Below are 24,237 nucleotides of genomic sequence, written 5' to 3'. Positions count from 1 at the left end.
CCGGAAGGTCGATAGGCTTCCGCCCATGGCTTCTGGAGACATCGTCCCGATCGAGCTCGGTCTGACCGATGGCGATCTCGTCACCCTCTGGGCACCGCGCTGGCGGGACGGTGACGACGAGTGGGAGGCGTTCCTCGGGCACGAGGACAGCCTGTACGGATTCGAGTCCGTCGCGGAGCTCGCCGCGTTCATCCGCACCGACTCGGACAACGATCTCGTCGACCATCCGGCCTGGAAGGTCGTGGCCGGGCTGTCGGCGGCGGAGCTGGAGCCGGAGGAGGAGCACACCTTCGATCTGGTCGGTGTTCCGGAGCTGGCCGCGGGCGACCCGGACGGTGACACCGTCGCCGAGCTGGAGGACACGCTCGAGATGGTGCGCAATATCGGCGAGGTCTGCGAGCTGGACACCGTCACCAAGTTCTTCGGTGGGAACCCGGTGCTCGGCGCGCTCCCCGGCGGGCCGAACGCCTTCACCGGGCGCGACGGCGAGGAGCTCTGGGACCAGGTCGGCGCCGCCATCGCCAAGGGCTGGGACGCCGTGCTCGACGCCATCGACGGCGTGGTGAAATCCCCCGACGTGGATGCCGAGGCGGTCGCGGTGGCCGAGGCCGAGCTGCTCGCCGCCGAGGAGAACGTGGTCGACGCCGACGACGCCGCGGACAGCGAGGAGTTCGAGGCCGTCGACCTCACCAAGGCCGACGACGAGGACACCGAGGACGACGACGAGGACGAGTCGTTCTGGGCCGAGGTCGGCATCGACCCGGTCAAGATCATCACCGCCGACGGCACCTGGTTCACCCTGCGCTGCTACCTGGACGACGAGCCGATCTTCCTCGGCCGCAACGGCGCCATCGCGGTCTTCGACTCGGAGCGCGCGCTGGCCAGGCACCTCGCCGACGACCACGAGCACGACCTGGCCCGGGTGAGCACCTACGACGAGGTGCAGACCGCGGCCATCGACGGCTCGCTGGAGGTCGAGGTCACCGACGAGAACGTCTACGTGCTGCCCGGCCTCGGCGACGACCTCGGCGAGGGCCCGCGCACCGTCGACGTCGACCAGCTGGACTTGGCCGTGGAACTCTTCACCGACACCGCCGACTACGCCGAGGACGACGCGGTGGAGAAGGCGCTCGCCCCCTCCACCCCGCTCGGCTGGTACGTCTCCTACCTGCTGAACCCGGACCCGACCCGGCTGGCCCCCAGCCCGCCGTTCCAGGCCGAGGCCACCGCCTGGCGCGAGCTGGAGACCTGGTTCGAGACCAAGCTCGACCAGCGGAAGTGAAGCGCTACCCGAGCATCACCGCGTAGCCCGGCTTGATCACGTCGTCGATGATCTTCAGCCGGTCCGGGAACGGGATGAACGCCGACTTCATGGCATTGATGGTGAAGCGCTCCAGATCGCTCCAGCCGTAGCCGAAGGTCTGCACCAGCTTGAGCATCTCCCTGCTCATGCTGGTGTCGCTCATCAGCCGGTTGTCGGTGTTCACCGTGACCCGGAAGCGGAGCCGGGCGAGCAGGTCGAACGGGTGCTTGTCCAGCGAGGGGACGGCGCCGGTCTGCACATTGGACGAGGGACAGAGCTCCAGCGGGATCCTGGTGTCCCGCACGTACTTCGCCACCAGCCCCAGCTCGGCGTCGGCCACCGCGCCCGGCACGGTGATGTCGTCGGTGATCCGCACCCCGTGGCCGAGCCGGTCGCAGCCGCAGTAGGCCAGCGCCTCGTGGATCGAGGGCAGGCCGAAGGCCTCGCCGGCGTGGATGGTGAAGTGCGCGCTGTTGGCCCGCATGTACTCGAAGGCGTCCAGGTGCCGGGTGGGCGGGTACCCGGCCTCGGCGCCCGCGATGTCGAAGCCGCCGACGCCGCGGTCCCGGAAGCGCACGGTGAGCTCGGCGATCTCCCGCGAGCGGGCCGCGTGCCGCATGGCGGTGAGCAGGCAGACCACGGTGATCCGGCCGCCCGCCGCCGCCACCAGCCGCTCGCCCTCGCGGAAGCCATCCAGGGTGTGCTCGACCACCTCGTCCAGGGTGAGGCCGCGGGAGAGGTGCTGCTCCGGGGCGAAGCGCACCTCGGCGTAGACCACGCCGTCCTCGGCCAGGTCCTCGACGCACTCGCGGGCCACCCGGCGCAGCCCCTCCGGGGTCTGCATGACGGCGACGGTGTGCGCGAAGGTCTCCAGGTAGCGCTCCAGCGAACCGCTGTCGGCGGCATCGCGGAACCAGGTGCCGAGGCTCTCGGCGTCGGCGGCGGGTAGCTCGGCGTAGCCGCAGGCTTCGGCGAGTTCGAGCACCGTGGCGGGGCGCAGCCCGCCGTCCAGGTGGTCGTGCAGCAGCGCCTTGGGCGCGCGGCGGATCGAGGCGAGGGTGAGCGGCATCGGTCCTGTCATGACCCAACGTTAGCCGCCCTCGGCGCCCGCGTACCGCTGGTTACCGGCTGTGGCAGTGCTGGTTCACCGGGCGCTCGCCCCCGGGCCGAATCCGGTTGGCCGACGCGTCACCCGCCGGATGACCGCCCGCCGCGCCCGCGCCCCACCGAGCCCGCCCCGCCGCGCATGACTGCCGCGCCTGACTGCCGCGCCTCACCGCCGCGCCTCACCGCCGCGCCTGACTGCCGCGCCTCACCGCCGCGCCTCACCGCCGCGCCTCACCGCCGCCCGTGTGCTGCGGGGCGGGCTCCGTGCGGGAGTCGCCGGGGCCTGCCCGGTTGATGCACCGGCCGGGTCAGCCGATGCGGTCGAGTACCAGCGGGGCGGCGGGTGACGTGTCGCCCTCGGGGGCGATGGTCGTCGCGCCGTCGAGCGCGGCGCGGGCGCCGTCGAAGGCCGCGGGGGTGTCGGTGTGCAGGGTGCAGAGCGGGGCGCCCGCGCGGACCCGCTCGCCGGGCTTGACGTGCAGGACCACACCCGCACCGGCCTGCACCGGATCGCCCTGGCGCGCGCGGCCTGCTCCCAGCCGCCAGGCGGCGATGCCGACCGCGCGGGCATCGAGCCGGGTGAGCACGCCGTCGGCGGAGGCGACCACGGTCTCGGTGTGCGCCGCGCGCGGGAGCGGGGCATCCGGGTCACCGCCCTGGGCGGCGATCATGGCCCGCCAGTGATCCATGGCCCGCCCGGAGGCGAGCACATCGGCCGGGTCGGCGTCCGCCCCGGCGGCCCGCACCATCTCGCCGGCGAGCGCGAGGGTCAGCGCGACCACATCGTCCGGCCCGCCCCCGGCCAGCACCTCGACCGATTCGGCGACCTCGAGCGCATTGCCCGCGGTCCGGCCGAGCGGGGTGTCCATGGCGGTGAGCAGCGCGACGGTGCGCACCCCGGCGTCGGTGCCGAGCTCGACCATGGTGCGGGCGAGTACCCGGGCGTCGGCCAGGTCGGGCAGGAAGGCTCCGGCGCCGACCTTGACGTCGAGCACCAGCGCCGCGGTGCCCTCGGCGATCTTCTTGCTCATGATCGAGCTGGCGAGCAGCGGCACCGACTCCACCGTGCCGGTGACGTCGCGCAGCGCGTACAGCTTCTTGTCCGCCGGGGCCAGATCGGCGCCGGCCGCGCAGATCACGGCGCCGATCGCCGGGTCGGCCAGAATCTCCCGCATCCGGGGAACGGGGACGTCCGCCCGCCAGCCCGGGATCGCCTCCAGCTTGTCCAGCGTGCCGCCGGTGTGCCCGAGCCCGCGTCCGGAGAGCTGCGGCACCGCGGCGCCGCAGGCGGCGACCAGTGGCGCCAGCGGCAGCGTGATCTTGTCGCCGACGCCGCCGGTGGAGTGCTTGTCCACGGTGGGCCGGGGCAGGTCGGTGAAGTCCATCCGCCGCCCGGAGGCGATCATGGCGGCGGTCCAGCGCGCGGTCTCCCTGCGGTCGAGCCCGCGCCAGACGATCGCCATGGCCAGCGCGGACATCTGCTCGTCGGCCACCGCGCCGCGGGTGTAGGCATCGATGACCCAGTCGATCTGCGCGTCGGTGAGCTCCCCGCCGTCCCGCTTGGCCGTGATGATGGAAATCGCGTCGAGTGCCGTCACGGGCCGAGTGTGGCACAGGGCTGCTCGCCCCCGCCGGGCCGGAAACCGCCGTGTGGGCGGCGGCTACCGGAAGGGAGTTCAGCGCTCCCGCTCGCCCGCGGCGAGATCGTCCGGCCCGAAGGCATCGGGCAGCAGGGCGCCGAGCGGCTTGGGCCCGGACGGGTGATCGATGAGCAACTCCGCACCCCCGTGCTCGAAGAGCACCTGCCTGCACCGCCCGCACGGCATCAGGATCGCGCCGCGGGAATCGCACACCGACACCGCCCGCAGCCGCCCCCCACCGGTGGCGACGGCATTGCCGACCAGCACGCACTCCGCGCACAGCCCGAGCCCGTAGGACACGTTCTCCACATTGCACCCGGTCACCACCCGGTCCCCGGCCAGCCCGGCCGCGCCGACCGGGAATCGCGAATAGGGCGCGTAGGCTCGGTGCATCGCGTCCCGCGCGCTCGCCCGCAAGCCGCTCCAGTCGATCGTCATCGGCACCCACTTTCGTTCTCTTCATTACCGCCGGGTAGCTTTCCGGGTACAGGCGGCAACGCGGTGAGACATTTTCCACATTGCGCCGGTCCGCAATGCCGAGCAACGCATCACCGCCCCGCTACCGGCACGGAATGCGGAGAAGTCGGGGAACGAACCCGGTTTAGTCCCCTTTTCGCTTGCTACGCAGGGATTTTAGACCCGGAAACAGGCACCGGGGCACCCACTGCGAGGTGCCGGAAACGGGCGCGCGGCGACCGCACGACAACCCTTTCCGCTGCGACAAAGGTAAACCTAACTCGGACCGGTGTCGGCTAACGCACGGCACGCCGAATTAGTTCCGGCAAACCCGGAGGATTAGAGTCGATCGCAGAACGGTTCAGTTTCCCGGCGGCGGGCCGGAGCGCAGCCACCTGGGCATTCGCCCCCTCCACGCAGCCGGCGTCGGATCTGTGACCGGGTCCATCAACGACGTTGGAGGCACCGCACTCTATGACCACGATCGAAGCTCCGGCTCAGCCGAAGCGGAAGACGCTGTACCGAGGCGACCCCGGAATGTGGTCCTGGGCGCTGCATCGGATCACCGGCGTCACGCTCTTCTTCTTCCTTTTCGTCCACGTGCTGGACACGGCCCTGGTCCGGGTGAGCCCCGAGGCCTACAACGACACGATCGAGACCTACAAGAACCCCCTGGTCGCGCTCATGGAGATGGGGCTCGTCGTCTGCGTGCTCTTCCACGCGCTGAACGGCGTGCGGGTCATCCTGGTCGACTTCTGGTCGCAGGGGCCGCGCTACCAGAAGCTGATGCTCTGGATCATCCTCGGCCTCACCGCGGTGCTGGCCGGCGGTGCCATCGGCCGGATGTTCTTCTACCTCTTCACGGAGCACTGAGATGTCTGCACCCGTCCTCGGTAAGTCCTACGACCGTCCGGCCAGCCTCGATCTGCCGCGCGCGCCGCGCGGCCGGTCGAGCAACAACTTCGAGAAGTACGCCTGGCTGTTCATGCGCTTCTCCGGGCTGCTGCTGATCGTGCTGGTGATCGGCCACATGTCGATCATGCTGCTGCTCGACGGCGGCGTGAAGCGGCTCAACTTCGCCTTCGTGGCGGGCCGCTGGTCCAGCCCCTTCTGGCAGGTCTGGGACCTGTCGATGCTCTGGCTCGCGCAGCTGCACGGCGGCAACGGGCTGCGCACCGTGATCGCGGACTACTCCCGCAAGGACTCGACCCGGTTCTGGCTGAACTCGCTGCTGGCGGTCTCGATCCTCCTGATCGTGAGCGTCGGCACGTACGTCATCTTCACCTTCGACCCCAACATCAGTTAGGAACAGGCACCCTCGATGACAGACATTCGTCCTGTTCAAGAGCACCGCTACGACGTCCTGATCGTCGGTGCGGGCGGCGCGGGCATGCGCGCGGCGATCGAGGCGGGGCCGCGCGCCAGGACCGCGGTCCTGACCAAGCTGTACCCGACCCGCAGCCACACCGGCGCGGCCCAGGGCGGCATGTGCGCGGCGCTGGCCAACGTCGAAGAAGACAACTGGGAGTGGCACACCTTCGACACCGTCAAGGGTGGCGACTACATCGTCGACCAGGACGCCGCCGAGATCATGGCCAAGGAGGCCATCGACGCGGTGCTCGACCTGGAGAAGATGGGGCTGCCGTTCAACCGGACGCCCGAGGGCCGGATCGACCAGCGCCGCTTCGGCGGGCACACCCGCGACCACGGCAAGGCGCCGGTGCGCCGCGCCTGCTACGCCGCGGACCGCACCGGTCACATGATCCTGCAGACGCTGTACCAGAACTGCGTCAAGCACGACGTGGAGTTCTTCAACGAGTTCTACGCGCTCGACCTGGTGCTCACCGAGACCGACCACGGCCCGGTCGCCACCGGCATCGTCGCCTACGAGCTGGCCACCGGTGAGCTGCACGTCTTCCACGCGAAGTCGATCATCTTCGCCACCGGCGGCTCCGGCCGGATGTACAAGACCACCTCGAACGCGCACACCCTGACCGGCGACGGCATGGCGATCGTGTTCCGCAAGGGGCTGCCGCTGGAGGACATGGAGTTCCACCAGTTCCACCCGACGGGGCTGGCCGGGCTCGGCATCCTGATCTCCGAGGCGGTCCGCGGCGAGGGCGGCATCCTGCGCAATGCCGAGGGCGAGCGGTTCATGGAGCGCTACGCCCCCACCATCAAGGACCTCGCGCCGCGCGACATCGTCGCCCGCTCGATGGTGCTCGAGGTGCTGGAGGGCCGCGGCGCCGGGCCGAACAAGGACTACGTCTACATCGACGTGACCCACCTCGGCGAGGACGTGCTCGAGGAGAAGCTGCCGGACATCACCGAGTTCTCCCGCACCTACCTGGGCGTCGACCCGGTGAAGGAGCTGGTCCCGGTCTTCCCGACCTGTCACTACGTGATGGGCGGCATCCCGACCCGGATCCGCGGCGAGGTGCTGCGCGACAACGAGAACGTGGTGCCCGGGCTGTACGCCGCCGGCGAGTGCGCCTGCGTCTCGGTGCACGGCGCCAACCGGCTCGGCACCAACTCGCTGCTCGACATCAATGTCTTCGGCAGGCGCGCGGGCATCGCCGCCGCCGAGTACGCGGAGCGCTCCGAGTTCGTCGAGCTGCCGGAGAACCCGGCGGCCATGGTGCAGGACTGGCTCGCGCTGATCCTCTCCGACCACGGCAACGAGCGGGTGGCCGACATCCGCACCGAGCTGCAGCGGTCGATGGACAACAACGCGTCGGTGTTCCGCACCGAGGACACGCTGAAGCAGGCGCTCACCGACATCCACGCGCTCAAGGAGCGCTACGCGCGGATCACCGTGCAGGACAAGGGCAAGCGGTACAACAGCGACCTGCTGGAGGCGGTCGAGCTCGGCTTCCTGCTGGAGCTGGCCGAGGTCACCGTGGTCGGCGCGCTGAACCGCAAGGAGTCGCGCGGCGGCCACGCCCGCGAGGACTACCCGGACCGCGACGACGTCAACTTCATGCGGCACACGATGGCGTACAAGGAGGGCGCGGAGCTGCTCTCCGACATCCGCCTCGACTTCAAGCCGGTCGTGCAGACCCGCTACGAGCCGATGGAGCGTAAGTACTGATGACTGCCGTACTGGACAAGGGCACCCCGGCCGCTGCCGCGCCGGTGCCCGAGGGCTCGACCATGATCACCGTCAAGGTGGCGCGGTTCAACCCGGAGGACGACCTCGGCGCGCACTGGGAGTCGTTCCAGGTGCCGGTGCTCTCCACCGACCGGTTCCTGAACGTGCTGATCTACATCAAGTCCTACCTGGACGGCACGCTCACCTTCCGCCGCTCCTGCGCGCACGGGGTCTGCGGCTCCGACGCCATGCGGATCAACGGGGTGAACCGGCTGGCCTGCAAGGTCCTGATGAAGGACATGCTGCCCAAGGACGGCAAGAGCATCACCGTCTCCGTCGAGCCGATCCGCGGCCTGCCCGTGGAGAAGGACCTCGTGGTGGACATGGAGCCGTTCTTCGACGCCTTCCGCGCGGTCAAGCCCTACCTGATGACCTCCGGCAACGAGCCGACCCGCGAGCGGATCCAGAGCCAGGCCGACCGGGCCAGGTTCGACGACACCACCAAGTGCATCCTCTGCGCCTGCTGCACCACCTCGTGCCCGGTGTACTGGCACGACGGCAGCTACTTCGGCCCGGCCGCGATCGTGAACGCGCACCGCTTCATCTTCGACAGCCGGGACGAGGGCGCGCGCGAGCGGCTCGACATCCTGAACGACGTCGAGGGCGTGTGGCGCTGCCGCACCACCTTCAACTGCACCGACGCGTGCCCCCGCGGCATCGAGGTGACCAAGGCGATCCAGGAGGTCAAGCGGGCGCTGCTCTTCGCCCGCTGAGCTCCGCGATACCGCTCCGACGGCCGCCCCCGCCCCGCGCGAGGGCGGCCGTCGGCGTCTCACCAGCCCTCCGGCAGCGGCTCCGCGCGGGACCAGCGGTCGCCGGCGAGCACGACGTGGCCGAGGAAGCGCAGCCCGACGGTGCCGGCGGCGGCGCCGAGCACGGTGCTGGCGCGCCGGTCGTCGTAGCTGGGCGAGGGATCGCCGGACGGGTGGTTGTGCACCACGGCGAAGGCGCGGCCGTCGTGCCTGAGCACGGTGTTCAGGATCTCCCGGACCGGGACCGCGACCTCGTCCAGCGCGCCCTGCGCCACGAAGACCCGGTGCCGCAGCCGGTGCCTGGCATCGCAGACCAGCACCAGCAGCCACTCCACCCGGGCGCCGGTGAAGAGCGGGGCCGCCACCGCCGCGACATCGGCGGCGCCGGTGAGCACCCGGCCGGGGGCGGCGCCGCGGGCCCGCGCGGCCAGGTGGAAGGCGGCGACCACCGTCGACGCCTTGGCCACGCCCATCCCGGTGCGCCTGGCCAGCTCCTCGGGCCTGGCCGCCGCCAGCCCGGCGGGGCCGCCGTACTCGGCGAGCAGGGCGAGCGCCAGGTCGACGACGCCGATGCCGCGATTGCCCTCGCGTAACAACAGTGCCAGCAGCTCACCATCGGTGAGCGCGTGCGCCCCGAGCGCGAGCAGCCGCTCCCGCGGACGCTGATCGCCGGGCAGACCTGCCAACGGTACCGACATCGAACCCCCTCCATGCACGGTGCAGGGTCGCCATGATGCCAGGGGGTACCGACAGACCGGTCAGCCGTCGAGCACGACCGGCTCGCGCGGCGGCAGCGCGGCCGGCGCATCCACGCCGAGCAGCTCGCGGTGGCGCAGCTGGCGCTCGTGCACCACGATCCGGCGCAGTGCCTCGTTGATCGTGGCATCGCTGCTCGACGTGCCCATGATGGCGGCGGCAGCGGCCAGCAGCCGCTGGTCCAGATCGATCCGCACTGTACGCATGCGTCCTCCTTATTACATTCGCCATCTTGCATCGAGAACGGCGCGGGCGCGAGGCTTCGGCCCGAATCACGCAGCTCGGCCCGCCCAGCTGCGCAGTGTGTACAGCTGCGGCGGGGCGGATTGCCGCGCCGGGCCCGCGGTGCTTGCATCGGAGCATGTTCACCGAAGCGCAGCTCTACTCGCCGGTGAGCCGCGGCGGCGACGGCGCGGTCCGGGTCCGGCTGAGCGCGGACCACCCGGGCGCGCACGACCCGGAGTACCGCGAGCGCCGCGATGCCATCGCGGCGCTCGCCCTGGCGCACACCGCGGGCGAGCCGGCGCCGCGGGTGGCCTACACCGAGCGCGAGCACGCCGTCTGGCGCACCGTCGCGGCCGAGCTCGCGCGCAAGCACCGCAGCTACGCCTGCGCCGAGATCCGGCTCGCGACCAGGGAATTCGGGCTGCCCGCGGAGCACGTGCCGCAGCTGGACCAGGTCTCCGCCGCGCTGGCGCCGTTGAGCGGGTTCCGCTACGCGCCCGCGGCCGGGCTGGTGCCGCTGCGGACGTTCTTCGGCTCGTTCGCGGACCGGGTCTTCCACGCGACCCAGTACCTGCGGCACCACAGCGCGCCGCTGTACACGCCGGAGCCGGACGCGGTGCACGAGATCGTCGGGCACGGCACCCAGCTGGCCAGTCCGCGGCTGGCCGCGCTGTACGTCGCGGTGGGCGCGGCGGCCCGGCGGCTGCGCACCGATGCCGCGCTGAAGTTCCTGGCCGACGTCTTCTGGTTCTCGCTGGAGTTCGGGGTGCTCCGGGAGCGCGGTGAGCTCCGCTGCTACGGCGCCGGGCTGCTCTCCTCGTACGGCGAGATCGAGGAGTTCCGCGCCGCCCGGCTGCGCCCGCTCGACGTGGCCGCCATGGGCACCGCCGCCTACGACATCACCCACTACCAGCCGGTGCTGTACTGCGCCCGCTCCTTCACCGAGGTCGAGCAGGTGCTCGGCGCCTTCTTCAGCACGATGGACGACGACACCCCCGCGCGCTGTGCCAGGGACGGGCGGCTCCCCGTCTGACCCCGGCGGCCGCCGGGTGCGAGCCCTGTCCAGACCCCGATACCCTTTGCGGTGATGAACACTCGCGACCCGTGGCGCGCGGTCGCCGCGGTGCTGGCCACCGCCGCCGTGCTGGCAGGCGCCGTGGCCGCGCCTGCCCTCGCCCAGCCCGCTGCACCGTCCACCACCACCCCGTTCCGCACGCCGGATACCGGCGACTGCGCGCAGCGGACCAAGCCGCCCGCCCCGATCGACGCCTCCGAGGTGCCCGAGCCGGGTGAGCGCGCGCCCGACCCGCTGCCGGTGCCGTCGCCCGCCGTCGGCGGCAAACGGATGGCGGAATGTGGTGTCGTACTGCCCGATTCGGCCGGACCCGCGCCCGCCGACATCTCCGCCACCGCCTGGGTCGTCGCCGACCTGGACACCGGCGAGGTGCTCGCCGCCAAGGACCCGCACGGCCGCTACCGGCCGGCCAGCACCATCAAGGTGCTGCTCGCCACGGTCGCGCTGCGCGCGCTGAAGCTGGACACCGTCATCACCGGCACCGCCGCCGACGCCGATGTGGAGGGCACCCGGGTCGGCATCGGCCCCGGTGGCCGCTACACCAACCGCCAGCTGCTGCAGGCGCTGGTGATGGCCTCCGGCAACGATGCCGCGCACGCGCTCTCCGCCCAGCTCGGCGGCGACCCGGTGACCGTCGCCAAGATGAACGACCTGGCCCGTTCGCTGCGCGCGCTGGACACCAGGGCCGCGACGCCGTCGGGGCTGGACGGGCCCGGCATGAGCACCTCCGCCTACGACATGGCGGTGCTCTTCCGCGAGGCCATGACCGAGCCGAGGTTCGCCGAGTTCATCCACACCGAGCAGATCGACTTCCCCGGCTTCCCGCCGGACCCGAGGATCCCCGGCGACACCGACCACCCCGGCTTCGTGATCGGCAACGACAACCACCTGCTCTACAACTACGAGGGGGCGCTCGGCGGCAAGACCGGGTTCACCGACGACGCCAGGCAGACCTTCGTGGCCGGGGCCGAGCGCGGGGGCCGCAGGCTGGTGGTGACGCTGCTCAAGGCGGATGTGCTGCCGCTGCGGCCGTGGGAGCAGGCGGCGCGGTTGCTGGATTACGGGTTCGCCGTGCAGCGCGGGGCCGGGGTCGGCACCCTGCCGGACGCCTCCGCCGCGCCGTCCAGCGGGGGGCCGACGCTGGCCGCGCCGCCCGCCGCCGATCCCGGCGATCGGGACCTGCCCGCGTCCAGCGACGCCCGCGACCGCGCCCGCCTATTCTTCATCGCCGCCGGCGTCTTCGTGGTGCTGGCGCTGCTCGTCGCCGCGCGCAGCGTCAACCGCCGCCGCCGCTGAGAGCCACTCGCGCTGCGTGTCGGCCGCACGCAGCGCCCGGCGCGCGTCGAGCACCACACCGCCGGTGGCGCAGCGCTACCCGCCGCCCGGCTCACCGCTTGCGGAGCAGCGAAAGCCCGAGCGCCGCAAGCGCCCCCGCCCCGAACCACGCGGCACCCGCGGCGGCGGTGGTCCCGGCGGGCCCGACCCGCGGCTCGATGATCGCCGGCGCGGGGGCCGGAACCGCCGCCTCCCGCTCGTTCTCCGTGGCGGTCGCCGCCCACGCCGTCGCGAAGAGCACGATCCGGTAGGTGATGTAGCTGAACACCATGAGCCCGATGATCGACCCGAAGGTGGCCCCGGCCGGGCTGCTCAGCACCATCTGCAGGTAGAGCGAGGCCACCAGCTTGAACACCTCGAAGACCAGCGCGGCGATGGCCGCCGCCTTGGCCGCGCTCTTCAGCGTGACCGGCTCGCGCGGCAGCCGGGCGATGATCCAGCAGAACACCGCCCACGAGGCGAGCGCGCCGAGGACGATGCCGATCAGGACGAGCAGGAACCGCGCCCCCGGCAGCTCGGAGAGCTTGAAGAACCGCAGCAGCCCCTCCCCCAGCCCGCTGGAGGCCAGCCCGGAGAGCCCGAGTGAGATCGCCATGGCGAGCCCGAGCCCGACCAGCGCGATGAAGTCGGAGAGCTTGGTGGTGAACCAGTTTCCCTCCTCGGTCTTCTGGTCCCACTGCTCGGTGAGCGCGGCGCGCAGGTTCGCCATCCAGCCGAGCCCGGTGTAGACGCCGATGAGCAGACCGAGCACACCCACCGTGCTCCGGGACCGGATGGCCTGGTCGATCAGGTCGTTGAGCTGGTCGCCCATCGAGCCGGGGATGTTCTCGACGATCTTCTGCTGCAGCTCGGCGAGCAGGTCGGGGTTGCCCGCGAGCACGAACCCGGCGACGGCGAAGGCCACCATGAGCAGCGGGAAGAGCGAGAGCACGGTGAAGTAGGTGATGCCGGCGGCGTAGTAGTCACCACGCTGCCGCTGGTAGCGGCCACCGGCCCGGACCAGGTGGTCCAGCCACGGCCGGGCCTGGATGCGCCGCTCGATCCCGGCCTTGGTGTCGTCGATCACCTGCATGGTCTCGCCCCTCGGCTCGGCCCCCGCGCTTACTCACCGAGTGAGCAGCCCCACCCGATCGTAAACCTGCGCGAGCGTGTTGCCGGCGATCTCGCGCGCCCGCGCCGCCCCCGCGGCGAGCACCCGGTCGAGTTCGCCCTGATCGCTCAGGTACTCGTCGACCCGCGCGCGCAGCGGGGTGACGAACTCCACCAGCGCCTCGGCGACGTCGGCTTTCAGATCGCCGTAACCCCTGCCCTCGTAGTCCTTCTCCAGGGTCGCGATCGGGGTACCGGCGATCGAACTCAGAATCACCAGCAGGTTGCTGACACCCGGCTTCGCCTCCTGGTCGAAGCGGATCTCGCGCTCGGTGTCGGTGACCGCGGAGCGGATCTTCTTGGCCGTCACCTTCGGGTCGTCCAGCAGGTTGATCAGCCCGGCGTCGGTCGAGGCCGACTTGCTCATCTTGGCCGTCGGGTCCTGCAGGTCGTAGATCTTGGCGGTGCCCTTCACGATGTGCGCCTCGGGGACCACGAAGGTCTTCTTGAAGCGGGTGTTGAAGCGCTGCGCCAGATTCCGGGTCAGCTCCAGGTGCTGGCGCTGGTCCTCGCCGACCGGCACCTGGTGCGGGCGGTAGAGCAGGATGTCGGCGGCCATGAGCACCGGGTAGGTGAAGAGCCCGACGGTCGCGTTCTCCGCGCCCTGCTTCAGCGACTTGTCCTTGAACTGAGTCATCCGGCTCGCCTCGCCGAAGCCGGTGATGCAGCTCAGCACCCAGGAGAGCTCGGCGTGCTCGGGCACCTGGCTCTGCACGAAGAGCGTCGACTTCTTCGGGTCGATGCCGATGGCGAGCAGCTGCGCGGCGGCGCCGCGGGTGCGGGCGCGCAGCTCCTTCGGGTCCTGGGGGACGGTGATGGCGTGCAGGTCGGGGATGAAGTACAGGGCGTCGTAGTCGTCCTGCATGGTGACCCAGTACTGCAACGCGCCCAGGTAGTTGCCGAGGTGGAACGAGGAACTGGTCGGCTGGATCCCGGAGAGCACACGCTGTTTGCGCTCGCCGGGCTGCGCGGGACTGGACATGCCCCGATCTTCGCACGCCCCATCAAGCGGAATTCCGGGTGTCCACCCCCGGCATGCTCGGCCTACCGGTGCGGATCAGCTGCTGCTCGCGCTTCGAGACCAGCTTGTACATCGGCGCGCTGGGCCCGGCAAGCGTGGTGCGCAGGACCGGCGGCAGCAGCGGCGGGCGCAGGTGCGCGGCCTTCGCGGCCCGCACCAGCGCGCGGTACCCGGCCTCCTCGCGCAGCCCCCAGCGCATGCCGTACATCTCCCGGATGCGCGGCGGCAGGCTGCCCTGCACCAGCAGGAAGAAGCCGGAGGTGACCTGCTGCAGCGGCGGCCGCTGCGGATACGGCACCCGCTGCCCGGCCAGGTAGGAGCCGACCAGCTTGGCCTCCTCGGTGAGGAAGAGTTCGTCCGAGGCCAGGTAGCCGTCGAAGTACGCGCGGAAGCCGCGGTAGGTGGCCGGTGCGGCAGCGCGCGGCATGCCGAAGAGCTCACCCCAGCGCACGTAGTCCTGGTAGAGCCCCTCGCGCTCGCCGTCGGTGAGCCGGTGCACCAGCAGGTCGTACATGACCTCGGCGGAGTCGAAGGTGAAGGCCATGGTGAGGAACATGAGGTGCGGGTCGTTCGCCGAGTACGTGGTGCCGGCCGGGTGGTGCGCGCCCGCGTCCTCGGGCAGCGCGCCGCGCACCGGGGCGTGCCTGCGGGCGGTGTAGGCCAGTGCCCGATCGGCCTCGTCCTTCGTGCCGAGGAAGACCGCCTCGAAGAGCCTGCCGGTGAGCGCGAGCCGGGTGTACGGGGTGGCGCGGTGCGCGGTGTTCTCCGCGGTGCCGACGTAGAGCAGCGGGTTCACCGCCCCGACCACCAGGGCGCGTTGCCCGTAGGTGAGGCCGACGATGCGCTTGCTCATGACTCGCCTGGCCATCGAGCTGTCCGCGAAGTATCCGGTGCTCATCGGGGGTGCCGCCTTCCGTTCGTCATATCTGGCAAGATGATCCCCCAGATTGCGGTGCGGGGCAAGCGCGCGGAGCCGGAATACCGCCGTGTCAGAATCGAGACCGTGACGGCCCAGCGAACCTACGGCGGCGTCTCCGCCGAAGAGCGGCGGGCGCAGCGGCGATCGGCCCTGCTCACGGCGGCGCTGGAGATCATCGGCACGCACGGCCTCGGCAAGCTCACCGTCTCCGGGCTGTGCACCGCGGCCGGGCTGAACGAGCGGTACTACTACGAGAGCTTCGACAGCAGGGACGCCGTGCTCACCGCGCTCATCGACAGCATCGCCGAGGAGCTCGCCGCCACCATCCTCACCGCGCTGCGCACCGCCCCCGACGAGCCCGGCGCCAAGGCGCACGCCGCCATCGCGGCAGGCATCCACCTGCTCACCGACGACCCGCGCAAGGCCGAGGTCGCGCTGATCGCCGGCATGGCCACCCCCGAGCTGCGCGCCCGCACCAACGCCACCGTCCGGGCCTTCGCCCGCCTGGTGGCGGCGCAGGGCGGCGACTTCTACGGCGTCACCGACCCCAGCTCGGCCCCGCTCATCGACTTCCGCGCCACCTACCTGGTCGGCGGCCTGGTGCAGACCCTGACGGTCTGGCTGCAGGGCGACCTGACGATGTCGAAGGAGCAGCTCATCGAGCACACCACCGAGGTGTTCGTGCTGCTCGGCGAGGACCTGGCGCGCCGCTTCAGAGCGTGAGCGGCACCGCCCGCACCGGGGCGGGCTCGCCCTGCAGCACCACCCGGAAGAGCACGTTCTTCCGCGCCCAGTACTCGGCGCCGTCCCGCATGGCCTCGGCGAACCACGCGCGTTCGGCGGGCTGTTCGGCCAGCAGTTCGGTGGAGTCCCTGATCACCGCCAGGTAGCCCGCGGCCGCGCCGAGGCTCTCGTCCAGGTCGCGCAGGCACTCGTCGAAAGCGTCTTTATTGGCGCCGAAGTAGTACGGAAATTGGAAGGCAGCGGCGAACTCGTCGAACAACCCTCGGATCGTGCGCATCCGGCTGCCGCGCAGTTCGCGCACCGTGAAATCGGCCGGGGCGCGGAATCTGACCTCGCTGAACTCGGCCGGGTCGACCGCCAGTGAGCCGAGCGGCTGGTGCTCCTGGGTCAGGAAACGAGCCAGGGTTATCGGCCTGGCCATCAGCGCATCCTCGTGAAGGTGGCGTAGTGGTCGCCGGTGTACCAGGCGGTGCCGTCGCTGCCGGTGACTATGCGTTCCGCGTCGCGGTTCCGGTTGCGCTGTTTCGGGTTGACGTCCCACTCCTGGTAGGTGACGGGTTTGCCGTCGGTGCCGGTGCGCGGGAGGGTGCCCTCGCGGTTCTGCCAGCGGTCGCCGCCCTTGGTGCCGGGGGCGTCGGCGGAGTCGGGCCAGCGGCCGGCGTCGATTTCTTTCAGCGTTTCGTACGCGCGGGCCGGGATGTCCGGCGCCTGGGCCTTCCGGTCGGTCGACGGGGCCGCGGGTTTCGCCGGTTGGGTGGTCGCGGACGGAGTGGCGGTGCCCGGGTCGTCGGTGCCGCGGGCGAAGAGTCCCACGAGGATGACGACGACGAGTCCGCCGAGCGCGATCAGTACCTTGGTGAGGGCGCCTCTGCCCTGCTGTGCCTCGCTCATCGGTACTGCGCCAGGCCGGTCGCGCGGCTTTTCGTCATGACACAGGAATCTACGTCACCCGTGGGGTAGCTCGGGCGTGGCCGATGTACTCGCCATAGGGGATGGCCAGCGTCCACAGCCGCTCTTTCACACTTCGGCAGTACCTCTCGATTCCGTGGTCCGAGGTCACCGCCAGCCCCCCGGCATGCCGTCTTCACCTACCAGGTTGTAGACGGCTCGCCCTCGAGGAAGCGGCGGAACGTCCCGCACCTCCAGGTGAAACGCCTCCACCCGGCATTCGCCGAGCAGAGCGCCCCAGTCCGGCGGATCACGCTGTAGGTAGAGCACGGTAGGACGTCCTTCCTCGTTTCCAGAACGCGTGCCCGGCGAGCCCTACGCCGCGATGCCCACCTCGTCACACAACCGCCGGACGTCGGCGCGCAGCCCCGATGGCGGGGCCTTTCGTAGCCCGTGCAACATCTCCCGTGCGAACCCGTTGTAGCGAATCGTCTCGGGCGCGGTCTGCGCCGCCTTCTCCAGCAGTGCGAAGGCGGCTACGTGCTCATCCCGCTGCGTGTGCGCCCGCGCGACTTCGATGAAATGGCGGGATCGTCGCGGCACCGACGCGATACTGCCGGCGTCGAAGCCGTTCGCCGCTCGCACCGCCTCGCCGGGGCGTCGCAATTCCACTCCGAGAGTCGTGGCGTGCGCGGCCATGACCGGCATCGAGAACGACGTCTGGACGTGCCGGTAATCGGCGCCGAGTGCACGGGCCATCCGATCGGCCTTCTCCCAATACGCCCAGGCTTCACCGTGCCTGCCCCGGCGGGCGTGGACGTAGGCCAGCTCGGCATTCAGCGCCCCGGTGATGCCGCGCCAATCGTCCGGCGTGCTGTCGCGATCGAGGTAGGGAGCGATTCGCTCCCCCGCTGTCCGGGCGAGTCCGATCGCTTCCTCCCAGCGCCCCGAATCCCGCAGTGCCTGCACCATCGCCCAGGCGCCACCCGCGATGACGTAGGGGTCGTCGGATTCGTATCCCTCATTTAGTGCCCGGTCGGCTACGAGCCAGACCAGCTCCGGGGCCGGTTGGTAGGCGACATAGAAGTCCGCCAGCTGATAGACGCCCGCCAGCACCCGGCGCGCGGCTCGGCGCTCGGGTCCGCCGGCTCGCACCGCGCCCTGCGCGTCCTTGATCAAGCCGGGCAGCAGTGCACCGAGCTGCGTCCGGTGGTCCGGGCTGGAATGGCGAACTGTCCACGCTTGATTCAGGCGCGCCGCCAAGTGCCCCACCGATTCCGGTCGTGGGGGGACGTGCATGCGGTAATCGGTGAGCGCCAGTTGTACGTCGGTCAGCGCTGCGTGCCGGGCGCCGGCGAAAACGCCTACCGGGACCGCGTGTCCGTCGCCGGTCAGCTCGGCGAGGTCCTTGATTTCCAGGGCCTGCGCGATGCGGAGCAGCATCGGCAGCCCCGGAGTCGTGATACGGCCGTTCTCCACGGCTTTGACCCACTCGGCGGACCGGCCGAGCAGGCCCGCCAGGACCGGTCTCGACATGCCTCTCCGCGTGCGGAGCCGTTTGATTCGCGTCCCGATCGGGAGTTCGTCGGTTGTCATCGTGGGACCACCTTCTCGCCCAGCGCCTCGTCAGATCAAGGGTATCCGCTGCGTAGGGGGTAGGAAATGTACCCGGCGTGGATGAAGAGGTTTTCTACCGTCTTTCCCCAGCGCTCGGCACCGGTGTCCGTTCCCGGTGTCGAGCGCGAACCAAGCAAAAAAGGGGGGAACGGGTGAAAAAATCACTACCGCAACGAGTTCGGTTTCCGCGGGCACAGCAGCAGCACCGCACGGTGTCGGTGCGGACGTTGGAAGCGCTCGCGATAGCGCTCCGCGCCTGGGACGGACCGCCGCCTGAGCGGCGAGAGCGTCCCGTGTCGCCGATATCGCTGCATGAAGCACTCGAGCTCGCCGATAGTCGGGACTGGTAGCCGATGCCTGGCTCTCCGGCACCGGACGAACCGGATGTGCATCTCAGCATTCGGCTCGGTGGGATACCGCTGGATTACGTCGCCTGCGTGACCGCCGCACTGATCTTCGTGCAGGAGCACGCGGAACGTCGGTATGTGGACGCGGTGCGCGTGGACACCGATTGCGTCCCACGGTTCGGCCGTCTACCGAACGAGCGGCTGTACTTGCTGTAAGAGCTGGGCTCAACCCAGATAGGGGCGCCGCCGCTTTTCGGCATGATGCCGCAATCGAAGCCGGACAGTCTCGTGCACGGGCAGCTCCTCCAGATCCACGGGGGCGATGAATCTCACTTCCGTCGACTCGTGGGACACCGAGATCTCCCCACCGATCACCCGGCCGTAGTACACGACGGCGAACTCCTGCCGAACCTCTCCATCCGTGTAGGCGATCACATGCTCGGGGTCGGTATAGATTCCGAGCAGGCCCGTGATCGCTATGTCGAGTCCGGTCTCCTCGTGGGTTTCCCGGACCGCGCAATCTCCGAGCGTCTCCCCGGTCTCCATGATCCCGCCGGGAAGCGACCAGTTGCCCGAGTCACCACGCCGCTGCATCAATACCCGCCCGTCCTCATCGGTGACCAGCGCCGATGCACCCGGTCTGAGCGAGTTCGGCCGTGGCGCGTCCGGATCTCGGTAGTAGTCTCGCCGTGCGCCCATTCGCGGATTTTCGCAGAATCTAGGAAGTGCCCGCCAGCGCCGAGGCAGTGCGGGAATCGGTGATCCCGGGGAGTGCGCTGAACCCGACCGTGACCGGGGCATGATCCGACCACCGCTCGGCGTACGTCGCCGCCCGTTCGACCCGGGCCGACTCCGCGAACCGCGCGATATCCGGGGTGGTGAAGAGCGCGTCGATCCGCCAGCCGGTGTCGTTGTCGTACGCCCGGCCCCGGTACGACCACCAGGAGTACGGCCCGTCGGCATCGGGGTGCAGGGCGCGCACGACGTCCACCCAGCCGCCGGCCAGCACTTTGTCGATCCAGGCGCGCTCCTCGGGGAGGAATCCGGACGACTTGCGATTGGCTTTCCACCCCTTCAGGTCCCGCTCGGTGTGCGCGATGTTCCAGTCCCCGGCCACCACCATCGCACCGGCGCGAGCAGCCAGATGGGCGCCGAGTTCGTCGAGGAAGCGGTACTTCTCGTCCTGGCGCGGGGTGCCCACGTCGCCGGAGGGGACGTAGACGCTGGCGACGGTGAGGCCGTCGAAGTCCGCCTCGACGTAGCGGCCGGAGCCGTCGAATTCGACGCTGCCGAAGCCGATTCGGACCGCCGAGGGCTCCGGCCGGGAGAGGATCGCTACGCCCGCGCGGCCCTTGGCGCCGGGCTCGGCGTTCGCCAGGTGCCAGCCGTCGAGCGCGAGCGCGGAGCGGGTCTGGGCGTCGGTGGCCCTGGTCTCCTGCAGACAGACCACGTCGGCGTCGGTCGCGGCCAGCCACTCGAGCAGCCCCTTGCCGGTTGCCGCGCGGACGCCGTTGACGTTCACGGTTGTGATGATTCCTGGCACCGAAAAACCGTACAATGCTGGTCACACGTACGTTTCCGGCGCCACACCCGGCGCAGGGCGTCCGCGGGGGCCCACCGCACCGGAGGGCTCCGCAACCCCGGGGCCGACCGGCTCCGGCGAACGACCCCCGGGCGTCGCGACACCGCCGTCGCCGCCCAGGAAGGGGTGCCGACGATGTCGTCCGACACCGGTTCTTTCCGCCGCACTTTCCCGCGCGCTACCTTCGTCCGCCGCCGCAGAATCGACGCCTCCGTCGCGGACGCGCAGCAGTTGGCCCCCGCCGCGGGCGAGCCGCTCCCTGCTCCCGCCGGCCTCACCTCCGCTGGCACGAACACCAGCCTGCCCTGCACGAACACCAGCCTGCCCTGCACGAACGCCGACCTGCCTGGCGCGGGCATCCCCCTGCCCGTCACGGGTACGTTCCCCTCTGGCGCGAGCACCGGCCTACCGGACGCCCCGGCAGCCGTGCCCACGGAAGAGCCACTGACCCGCCCCTCCGGCACCCGCCGGGTGACCACACTCCCGGTACGCCGCGCCCCGGACCCCACACCGAAGCCGAAGCGTCCCGTCGCCGCCCGCCCGCAACCGATCGCCGCACTCCACCTCGGCTCCGGCGACCCCCTCCTGCTCCTGCACGGCTTCCTCCTCTCCCCGCACTGCTGGGAACAGGTGGCAGTGCGAATGGCGGCCCGCTGCGAAGTCTTCGCCCCCGCCCTCCCCGGCCACTGGGGCGGCAAACCGACAACCGGCCCGCTCGATGTCGGGAAACTGGCCGACGAGATCGAGCGCATGCTCGACGAGAAGGGCTGGCGCACCTGCCATATCGCCGGCAATTCGCTGGGCGGCTGGATCGGCGCCGAGCTGGCGCGGCGCGGCCGGGCCCGCACGCTCACGCTGATCGCCCCGGCGGGCGGCTGGGGTTCGCCCTCGCTCACCCAGTTCCGGGTCGGGCTGAAGTTCCTCGCGCTGGTGCCGCTGGCCGAGGCGGGCAAGCGAATCGGGGTGCGGCCGATGGACAACCCGGTGGTGCGCAGGCTGGCCGGGTACGCGCTGGCCAAGCACCCCGGCCGGATCGCTGACCGGGATTCCAGCGCCGCCGTGCAGGCCGTCCTGCAGTGCGCGGCCATGGTTCCGCTGCTGCTCGGCGGCGCCCGCCACCCCGCCCAGCCCGACCTCTCGACCCTCACCACCCCGGTGCGGCTGCTGCTCGCGGAGTACGACCGGGTGATCCCGAACCGCGTCTACGCCCGCCGCTACCTCGCCGAACTCCCCGACTCCGCCGACCGCATCCTGGTCAACGGCGTCGGCCACGTCCCCATGCTGGAGGCGCCGGACCGGATCGCCACGCTCATCGCCGAGCACGTCTACGCCAGCCGGAGCCGCCTCAAAGCCCTGTAGCTACTCGTCCTCGCCACGCGCGCGGCGCTCGTAGGCGCTGCGCGCGGCGGTGTCGACATCGTCCAGGAAGACCTTCTCCAGCCCGAAGGCGTGTGCCAGGTATTCGCTCACCTTGGTCGGCAGGAAGTACTGCGAGGCGACCAGCGCGCCGGCCAGCTTGGTGACCGCGACCCGCCGCTTGGGCTTGGAGATCAGCCCGGCGACCGCCGCCGCGATGTCCTCGGGCTCGGCGTTCTTCATGCCCTTGGCACCCGCGGTGCCCGAGACCAGCTCGGTATTGGTGAAGGTCGGCAACACCGCGGAGAACTCGACGCCGCGCTCCCGGTACTCCGCCCGCAGCGTGTCGGTGAGCGCGAGCACCGCCGCCTTGCTGGCGCAGTAGGTGGCCAGCCCCGGGGTCGGCGCCTCGCCCGCCAGCGAGGCGATATTGACGACGTGCCCGCTGCCCCGCGGCGCCATGCGCTGCACCGCCAGCTTGCTGCCGACGATCACGCCGTGCACGTTGATGTCCATGATCCGGCGGCTCACCCGGTCCGGCTCCGCGTCGAAGCTGCCCGCCGGCATGATCCCGGCATTGTTGACCAGCACGTCCACCGGGCCGAGCTGCCGCTCCACCTGGTCGAGGAAGGCGGCGAAGGAGTCCGGGTCGGTGACGTCGAGCTTCCCGTAGACCTCCAGCCCGAGGTCGGCGCCCGCCTCCTTGACCTTCGGCTCGTCGATATCGCCGATCGCCACCTGGGCGCCCTGGTCGCGCAGGTGCTTCGCGGTGGCGAAGCCGATGCCGCGCGCGCCGCCGGTGATGACGACGACCTTGCCCGCGATGGTGGTTGCCGTGGCCATGTCGGTTCCTCTCAGCGCTTGGTGGCGGAGTCGGCGAGCAACCCCTTGGCGATGTGGGTGACCTGGATTTCATTGCTGCCCGCGTAGATCATCAGCGACTTCGCGTCCCGCGCGAGCTGCTCCACCCGGTACTCCTGCATGTACCCGTTGCCGCCGAAGAGCTGGATCGCGTCCATGGCCACATCGGTCGCCGCCTCCGAGGCGTACAGCTTCATCGCCGACGCCTCGGCCAGGCTCGGCGGTTTCCCGGCTCGGCCGCGCTCCAGGGTGTTGAAGACCATGTTGCGCACATTGATCCTGGCCACCTCCATCTTCGCCAGCTTGAGCTGGATGAGCTGGAAGCGCCCGATCTCCTGACCCCACAGCGTGCGGGCGCGGGCGTAGTCGACCGAGAGCCGCAGGCACTCCTCGATGATGCCGAGCGCCTGGAACGCCACCCCGACCCGCTCGGCGGTGAAGCTGGAGCGCGCGCTCTCCCTGCCGTCGCCGCTGCTGTGCTCCTCGGTCTCGCCGAGCAGCCGGTCGCGGCCGAGCCGGACGTCGTCGAAGAAGAGCTGGCCGGTGGGCGAGGCGTGCAGCCCCATCTTCTTGAACGGCTTGCCCTGGGTGAAGCCGGGCATGCCGGAGTCGAGCACGAAGGTGAGGACCTTGCGGTCGCGCTTGGCGGTGGTGCCGTCGTCCAGCTTGGCGTAGACGATGACGACGTCGGCGTACGGGCCGTTGGTGATGAAGGTCTTCTGGCCGTTCAGGATGTAGTCGTCGCCGTCCCGTCGGACCGTGGTCTGCATGCCGCCGAAGGCGTCCGAGCCGGAGTCGGGCTCGGTGATCGCCCAGGAGGCGACCTTGCGCATGGTCATGAGGTCGGCGAGCCAGCGCTCCTTCTGCGCCAGCGTGCCGCGCGCCCTGATGGTGGCCGCGCCCAGCCCGAGGCTCACGCCGAGCGCGCTGACCAGGCCGAGGCTCACGCCGGAGAGCTCGGAGATGAGCACCGCCATCATGGAGTCCTGCGAGTTCTCCTCGCTCGCCCCCGCGCTCTCGCCCGCCCGCTCGCGGGCCAGCGACTTGCGCACCGCCTCGTCCGACATGGCGTCGATGCCGAACTGCGCGAACAGCTTCCGGATCACCGGGTAGGGCGGCAGCTCGCCGCTCTCCAGCTCGTCCAGCTTGGGCCGGATCTCCTTGTCCACGAAACCGCGCACCGCGTCGCGGATCATCAGGTCGGTCTCGGACCACTCGAACATCGTTGTTCCTCCCGGTACACATGCGTGCACGCTTGTATGGAAGTGACCATACCGCCGGGTCCGCGGGGGCGGGCGGGTTCGCTCCGAACCGGGGTCAGCGGGGTACGCCGGGGGGCTGTTCCGGCAGCGTGCGGCGCAATTCGGTGCTGGCGCGGAGCCAGCGGCGGCGGGCCCTTCCCGGATCGGTGCCGACGAAATCGGCGACCAGGATGCCGCGCAGCACGTCCATGGCGGTGTAGAGCAGGTCGCGCAGCGGGCGGGCGTCGCGGTCGGCGGGGAGCAGGTGGGCGACGGTGGCCAGGACCATCTCGTCGATGACCGGCTCGGCCTCGCGCAGCGCGGCGGCGAGCACCGGGTCGGTGCGGCCGGCGATCCAGAGCTCGGCGGAGGCGGCGAAGAGCGGGCCCTGGTGGGTCTCCCAGAGCAGCTCCAGCGCGACGCCGAGCGGGTCGGCGCTGGTGGTGGCGCGGTCCAGCTCGCGAACCGCGACCTCGGAGCGGCGCTGCGCCAGGTGCCGGACCGCGGCGACCACCAGGTCCGCCTTGGCGCCGAAGTGGTGCACCTGGGCGCCGCGGGTGACCCCGGCCCGCGCCGCGATGCGCGGGGTGGTCGTACCCGCGTAGCCGTACTCGACCAGGCAGTCGACGGTGGCGTCGAGCAGCCGCTCGCGCATGGCGCTGCTGCGCTCGTGCTGGGTGCGGCGGCCGCCGGCGACGCTGCTGGCCATCAG

The 24,237-nt window shown here is 70.8% G+C and carries 25 protein-coding genes; 9 read left to right on the top strand and 16 right to left on the bottom strand.

Annotated elements, in window-relative coordinates; genetic code table 11:
- The first annotated feature begins 25 nt into the window (after positions 1-25).
- Entirely contained in the window at positions 26-1,282 is a 1,257-nt protein-coding gene (locus tag AB0H71_RS30210) for a primosomal protein (protein WP_357027617.1), read from the top strand.
- A gap of 4 nt (positions 1,283-1,286) precedes the next feature.
- Here the strand turns inward: AB0H71_RS30210 and AB0H71_RS30205 are convergent, their stop codons facing one another.
- From AB0H71_RS30205 to AB0H71_RS30195, 3 genes are all read right to left on the bottom strand, one after another.
- A complete protein-coding gene (locus AB0H71_RS30205; RefSeq protein ID WP_357027614.1) occupies positions 1,287-2,384 on the bottom strand; it encodes an adenosine deaminase in 1,098 nt (365 codons plus the stop codon).
- A 334-nt stretch (positions 2,385-2,718) separates the two neighbouring features.
- Complete coding sequence (locus AB0H71_RS30200) at positions 2,719-4,008, bottom strand: thymidine phosphorylase (protein ID WP_357027612.1); 1,290 nt, start codon at positions 4,006-4,008, stop codon at positions 2,719-2,721.
- Between the two features lie 78 nt (positions 4,009-4,086).
- Positions 4,087-4,488 carry a cytidine deaminase gene (locus AB0H71_RS30195; protein ID WP_357027609.1) on the bottom strand — a complete coding sequence of 134 codons (402 nt, stop codon included), beginning with the start codon at positions 4,486-4,488 and terminating at the stop codon, positions 4,087-4,089.
- A 492-nt stretch (positions 4,489-4,980) separates the two neighbouring features.
- On the opposite strand from AB0H71_RS30195, the gene sdhC reads away from it, so the two are divergent.
- Genes sdhC through AB0H71_RS30175 form a run of 4 tightly spaced genes read left to right on the top strand, consistent with a single transcriptional unit; the run spans position 4,981 to position 8,370 of the window.
- On the top strand, positions 4,981-5,379 hold the full coding sequence (gene sdhC, locus AB0H71_RS30190; RefSeq protein ID WP_357027606.1) for a succinate dehydrogenase, cytochrome b556 subunit: 399 nt from the start codon (positions 4,981-4,983) through the stop codon (positions 5,377-5,379).
- Between the two features lies 1 nt (position 5,380).
- Positions 5,381-5,812, top strand: coding sequence for a succinate dehydrogenase hydrophobic membrane anchor subunit (locus tag AB0H71_RS30185; RefSeq protein WP_357027603.1), 432 nt, complete (start codon positions 5,381-5,383; stop codon positions 5,810-5,812).
- 15 nt (positions 5,813-5,827) lie between these two features.
- Entirely contained in the window at positions 5,828-7,597 is a 1,770-nt protein-coding gene (sdhA, locus tag AB0H71_RS30180; RefSeq protein ID WP_357027601.1) for a succinate dehydrogenase flavoprotein subunit, read from the top strand.
- Positions 7,597-8,370, top strand: coding sequence for a succinate dehydrogenase iron-sulfur subunit (locus AB0H71_RS30175; protein ID WP_357027598.1), 774 nt, complete (start codon positions 7,597-7,599; stop codon positions 8,368-8,370). The genes sdhA and AB0H71_RS30175 overlap by 1 nt, the downstream gene beginning before the upstream one ends.
- Before the next feature lie 59 nt (positions 8,371-8,429).
- Here AB0H71_RS30175 and radC read toward each other — a convergent pair whose 3' ends face one another.
- Together radC and AB0H71_RS30165 are read right to left on the bottom strand one after the other, a co-directional pair.
- The gene (gene radC, locus AB0H71_RS30170) at positions 8,430-9,107 is read right to left on the bottom strand and encodes a DNA repair protein RadC (protein ID WP_357027595.1); all 678 of its coding nucleotides are present in this window, start codon (positions 9,105-9,107) and stop codon (positions 8,430-8,432) included.
- A gap of 60 nt (positions 9,108-9,167) precedes the next feature.
- Positions 9,168-9,371, bottom strand: coding sequence for a type II toxin-antitoxin system VapB family antitoxin (locus AB0H71_RS30165; protein WP_357027592.1), 204 nt, complete (start codon positions 9,369-9,371; stop codon positions 9,168-9,170).
- A gap of 155 nt (positions 9,372-9,526) precedes the next feature.
- On the opposite strand from AB0H71_RS30165, the gene AB0H71_RS30160 reads away from it, so the two are divergent.
- Together AB0H71_RS30160 and AB0H71_RS30155 are read left to right on the top strand one after the other, a co-directional pair.
- Entirely contained in the window at positions 9,527-10,423 is an 897-nt protein-coding gene (locus AB0H71_RS30160) for a phenylalanine 4-monooxygenase (RefSeq protein ID WP_357027589.1), read from the top strand.
- Positions 10,424-10,477: 54 nt separating this feature from the next.
- Complete coding sequence (locus tag AB0H71_RS30155) at positions 10,478-11,761, top strand: D-alanyl-D-alanine carboxypeptidase family protein (protein WP_357027586.1); 1,284 nt, start codon at positions 10,478-10,480, stop codon at positions 11,759-11,761.
- Positions 11,762-11,852: 91 nt separating this feature from the next.
- Here AB0H71_RS30155 and yhjD read toward each other — a convergent pair whose 3' ends face one another.
- The 3 genes from yhjD to AB0H71_RS30140 are packed head-to-tail and all read right to left on the bottom strand — an operon-like array spanning position 11,853 to position 14,868.
- Complete coding sequence (gene yhjD, locus AB0H71_RS30150) at positions 11,853-12,872, bottom strand: inner membrane protein YhjD (protein ID WP_357027584.1); 1,020 nt, start codon at positions 12,870-12,872, stop codon at positions 11,853-11,855.
- 33 nt (positions 12,873-12,905) lie between these two features.
- Complete coding sequence (gene trpS / locus AB0H71_RS30145; RefSeq protein ID WP_357027581.1) at positions 12,906-13,931, bottom strand: tryptophan--tRNA ligase; 1,026 nt, start codon at positions 13,929-13,931, stop codon at positions 12,906-12,908.
- A 22-nt stretch (positions 13,932-13,953) separates the two neighbouring features.
- Positions 13,954-14,868, bottom strand: coding sequence for an oxygenase MpaB family protein (locus AB0H71_RS30140; protein ID WP_357027579.1), 915 nt, complete (start codon positions 14,866-14,868; stop codon positions 13,954-13,956).
- 105 nt (positions 14,869-14,973) lie between these two features.
- Between AB0H71_RS30140 and AB0H71_RS30135 the strand changes: the two genes are divergently transcribed.
- Positions 14,974-15,612: a TetR/AcrR family transcriptional regulator gene (locus tag AB0H71_RS30135; RefSeq protein ID WP_357027576.1), complete on the top strand. Its 639-nt coding sequence runs from the start codon at positions 14,974-14,976 to the stop codon at positions 15,610-15,612.
- On the opposite strand, the gene AB0H71_RS30130 is transcribed toward AB0H71_RS30135, so the two are convergent.
- The 5 genes from AB0H71_RS30130 to AB0H71_RS30110 all read right to left on the bottom strand — a co-directional run bounded on the left by AB0H71_RS30130 (position 15,602) and on the right by AB0H71_RS30110 (position 20,028).
- Positions 15,602-16,054: a barstar family protein gene (locus AB0H71_RS30130; protein WP_357027573.1), complete on the bottom strand. Its 453-nt coding sequence runs from the start codon at positions 16,052-16,054 to the stop codon at positions 15,602-15,604. The genes AB0H71_RS30135 and AB0H71_RS30130 overlap by 11 nt on opposite strands.
- Positions 16,054-16,524 carry a ribonuclease domain-containing protein gene (locus tag AB0H71_RS30125; protein WP_357027570.1) on the bottom strand — a complete coding sequence of 157 codons (471 nt, stop codon included), beginning with the start codon at positions 16,522-16,524 and terminating at the stop codon, positions 16,054-16,056. The genes AB0H71_RS30130 and AB0H71_RS30125 overlap by 1 nt, the downstream gene beginning before the upstream one ends.
- Before the next feature lie 372 nt (positions 16,525-16,896).
- Positions 16,897-18,117: a helix-turn-helix domain-containing protein gene (locus tag AB0H71_RS30120; protein ID WP_357027567.1), complete on the bottom strand. Its 1,221-nt coding sequence runs from the start codon at positions 18,115-18,117 to the stop codon at positions 16,897-16,899.
- Positions 18,118-18,710: 593 nt separating this feature from the next.
- Positions 18,711-19,184, bottom strand: coding sequence for an NUDIX domain-containing protein (locus tag AB0H71_RS30115; RefSeq protein ID WP_357027565.1), 474 nt, complete (start codon positions 19,182-19,184; stop codon positions 18,711-18,713).
- A 19-nt stretch (positions 19,185-19,203) separates the two neighbouring features.
- Positions 19,204-20,028: an exodeoxyribonuclease III gene (locus AB0H71_RS30110; RefSeq protein WP_357027562.1), complete on the bottom strand. Its 825-nt coding sequence runs from the start codon at positions 20,026-20,028 to the stop codon at positions 19,204-19,206.
- Positions 20,029-20,493: 465 nt separating this feature from the next.
- Here AB0H71_RS30110 and AB0H71_RS30105 point away from each other — a divergent pair, with 465 nt between their 5' ends.
- On the top strand, positions 20,494-21,426 hold the full coding sequence (locus AB0H71_RS30105; RefSeq protein WP_357027559.1) for an alpha/beta hydrolase: 933 nt from the start codon (positions 20,494-20,496) through the stop codon (positions 21,424-21,426).
- Here AB0H71_RS30105 and AB0H71_RS30100 read toward each other — a convergent pair whose 3' ends face one another.
- The 3 genes from AB0H71_RS30100 to AB0H71_RS30090 form a co-directional block, all read right to left on the bottom strand.
- A complete protein-coding gene (locus tag AB0H71_RS30100; protein WP_357027556.1) occupies positions 21,427-22,266 on the bottom strand; it encodes an SDR family oxidoreductase in 840 nt (279 codons plus the stop codon).
- An 11-nt stretch (positions 22,267-22,277) separates the two neighbouring features.
- Positions 22,278-23,507: an acyl-CoA dehydrogenase family protein gene (locus AB0H71_RS30095; protein ID WP_357027553.1), complete on the bottom strand. Its 1,230-nt coding sequence runs from the start codon at positions 23,505-23,507 to the stop codon at positions 22,278-22,280.
- A 94-nt stretch (positions 23,508-23,601) separates the two neighbouring features.
- Positions 23,602-24,234 carry a TetR/AcrR family transcriptional regulator gene (locus AB0H71_RS30090; protein ID WP_357027550.1) on the bottom strand — a complete coding sequence of 211 codons (633 nt, stop codon included), beginning with the start codon at positions 24,232-24,234 and terminating at the stop codon, positions 23,602-23,604.
- Positions 24,235-24,237 lie beyond the last annotated feature (3 nt).

This window comes from Nocardia sp. NPDC050697, from assembly GCF_040654395.1.
Lineage (GTDB): Bacteria > Actinomycetota > Actinomycetes > Mycobacteriales > Mycobacteriaceae > Nocardia.
Note: the sequence above shows the minus strand (reverse complement) of the source record. Positions and strands in the feature narration are given on the sequence as shown.

What these genes read in the sequence shown, in the direction of transcription:
- AB0H71_RS30100 (WP_357027556.1), bottom strand. Translation starts at nt 22,266, where the DNA reads ATGGCCACGGCAACCACCATCGCGGGCAAGGTCGTCGTCATCACCGGC.
- sdhC (WP_357027606.1), top strand. Translation starts at nt 4,981, where the DNA reads ATGACCACGATCGAAGCTCCGGCTCAGCCGAAGCGGAAGACGCTGTAC.
- AB0H71_RS30210 (WP_357027617.1), top strand. Translation starts at nt 26, where the DNA reads ATGGCTTCTGGAGACATCGTCCCGATCGAGCTCGGTCTGACCGATGGC.
- AB0H71_RS30195 (WP_357027609.1), bottom strand. Translation starts at nt 4,488, where the DNA reads ATGACGATCGACTGGAGCGGCTTGCGGGCGAGCGCGCGGGACGCGATG.
- sdhA (WP_357027601.1), top strand. Translation starts at nt 5,828, where the DNA reads ATGACAGACATTCGTCCTGTTCAAGAGCACCGCTACGACGTCCTGATC.
- AB0H71_RS30155 (WP_357027586.1), top strand. Translation starts at nt 10,478, where the DNA reads ATGAACACTCGCGACCCGTGGCGCGCGGTCGCCGCGGTGCTGGCCACC.
- AB0H71_RS30140 (WP_357027579.1), bottom strand. Translation starts at nt 14,868, where the DNA reads ATGAGCACCGGATACTTCGCGGACAGCTCGATGGCCAGGCGAGTCATG.
- trpS (WP_357027581.1), bottom strand. Translation starts at nt 13,931, where the DNA reads ATGTCCAGTCCCGCGCAGCCCGGCGAGCGCAAACAGCGTGTGCTCTCC.
- yhjD (WP_357027584.1), bottom strand. Translation starts at nt 12,872, where the DNA reads ATGCAGGTGATCGACGACACCAAGGCCGGGATCGAGCGGCGCATCCAG.
- AB0H71_RS30115 (WP_357027565.1), bottom strand. Translation starts at nt 19,184, where the DNA reads ATGGGCGCACGGCGAGACTACTACCGAGATCCGGACGCGCCACGGCCG.
- AB0H71_RS30090 (WP_357027550.1), bottom strand. Translation starts at nt 24,234, where the DNA reads ATGGCCAGCAGCGTCGCCGGCGGCCGCCGCACCCAGCACGAGCGCAGC.
- AB0H71_RS30130 (WP_357027573.1), bottom strand. Translation starts at nt 16,054, where the DNA reads ATGGCCAGGCCGATAACCCTGGCTCGTTTCCTGACCCAGGAGCACCAG.
- AB0H71_RS30185 (WP_357027603.1), top strand. Translation starts at nt 5,381, where the DNA reads ATGTCTGCACCCGTCCTCGGTAAGTCCTACGACCGTCCGGCCAGCCTC.
- AB0H71_RS30125 (WP_357027570.1), bottom strand. Translation starts at nt 16,524, where the DNA reads ATGAGCGAGGCACAGCAGGGCAGAGGCGCCCTCACCAAGGTACTGATC.
- AB0H71_RS30205 (WP_357027614.1), bottom strand. Translation starts at nt 2,384, where the DNA reads ATGACAGGACCGATGCCGCTCACCCTCGCCTCGATCCGCCGCGCGCCC.
- AB0H71_RS30160 (WP_357027589.1), top strand. Translation starts at nt 9,527, where the DNA reads ATGTTCACCGAAGCGCAGCTCTACTCGCCGGTGAGCCGCGGCGGCGAC.
- AB0H71_RS30120 (WP_357027567.1), bottom strand. Translation starts at nt 18,117, where the DNA reads ATGACAACCGACGAACTCCCGATCGGGACGCGAATCAAACGGCTCCGC.
- radC (WP_357027595.1), bottom strand. Translation starts at nt 9,107, where the DNA reads ATGTCGGTACCGTTGGCAGGTCTGCCCGGCGATCAGCGTCCGCGGGAG.
- AB0H71_RS30165 (WP_357027592.1), bottom strand. Translation starts at nt 9,371, where the DNA reads ATGCGTACAGTGCGGATCGATCTGGACCAGCGGCTGCTGGCCGCTGCC.
- AB0H71_RS30095 (WP_357027553.1), bottom strand. Translation starts at nt 23,507, where the DNA reads ATGTTCGAGTGGTCCGAGACCGACCTGATGATCCGCGACGCGGTGCGC.
- AB0H71_RS30175 (WP_357027598.1), top strand. Translation starts at nt 7,597, where the DNA reads ATGACTGCCGTACTGGACAAGGGCACCCCGGCCGCTGCCGCGCCGGTG.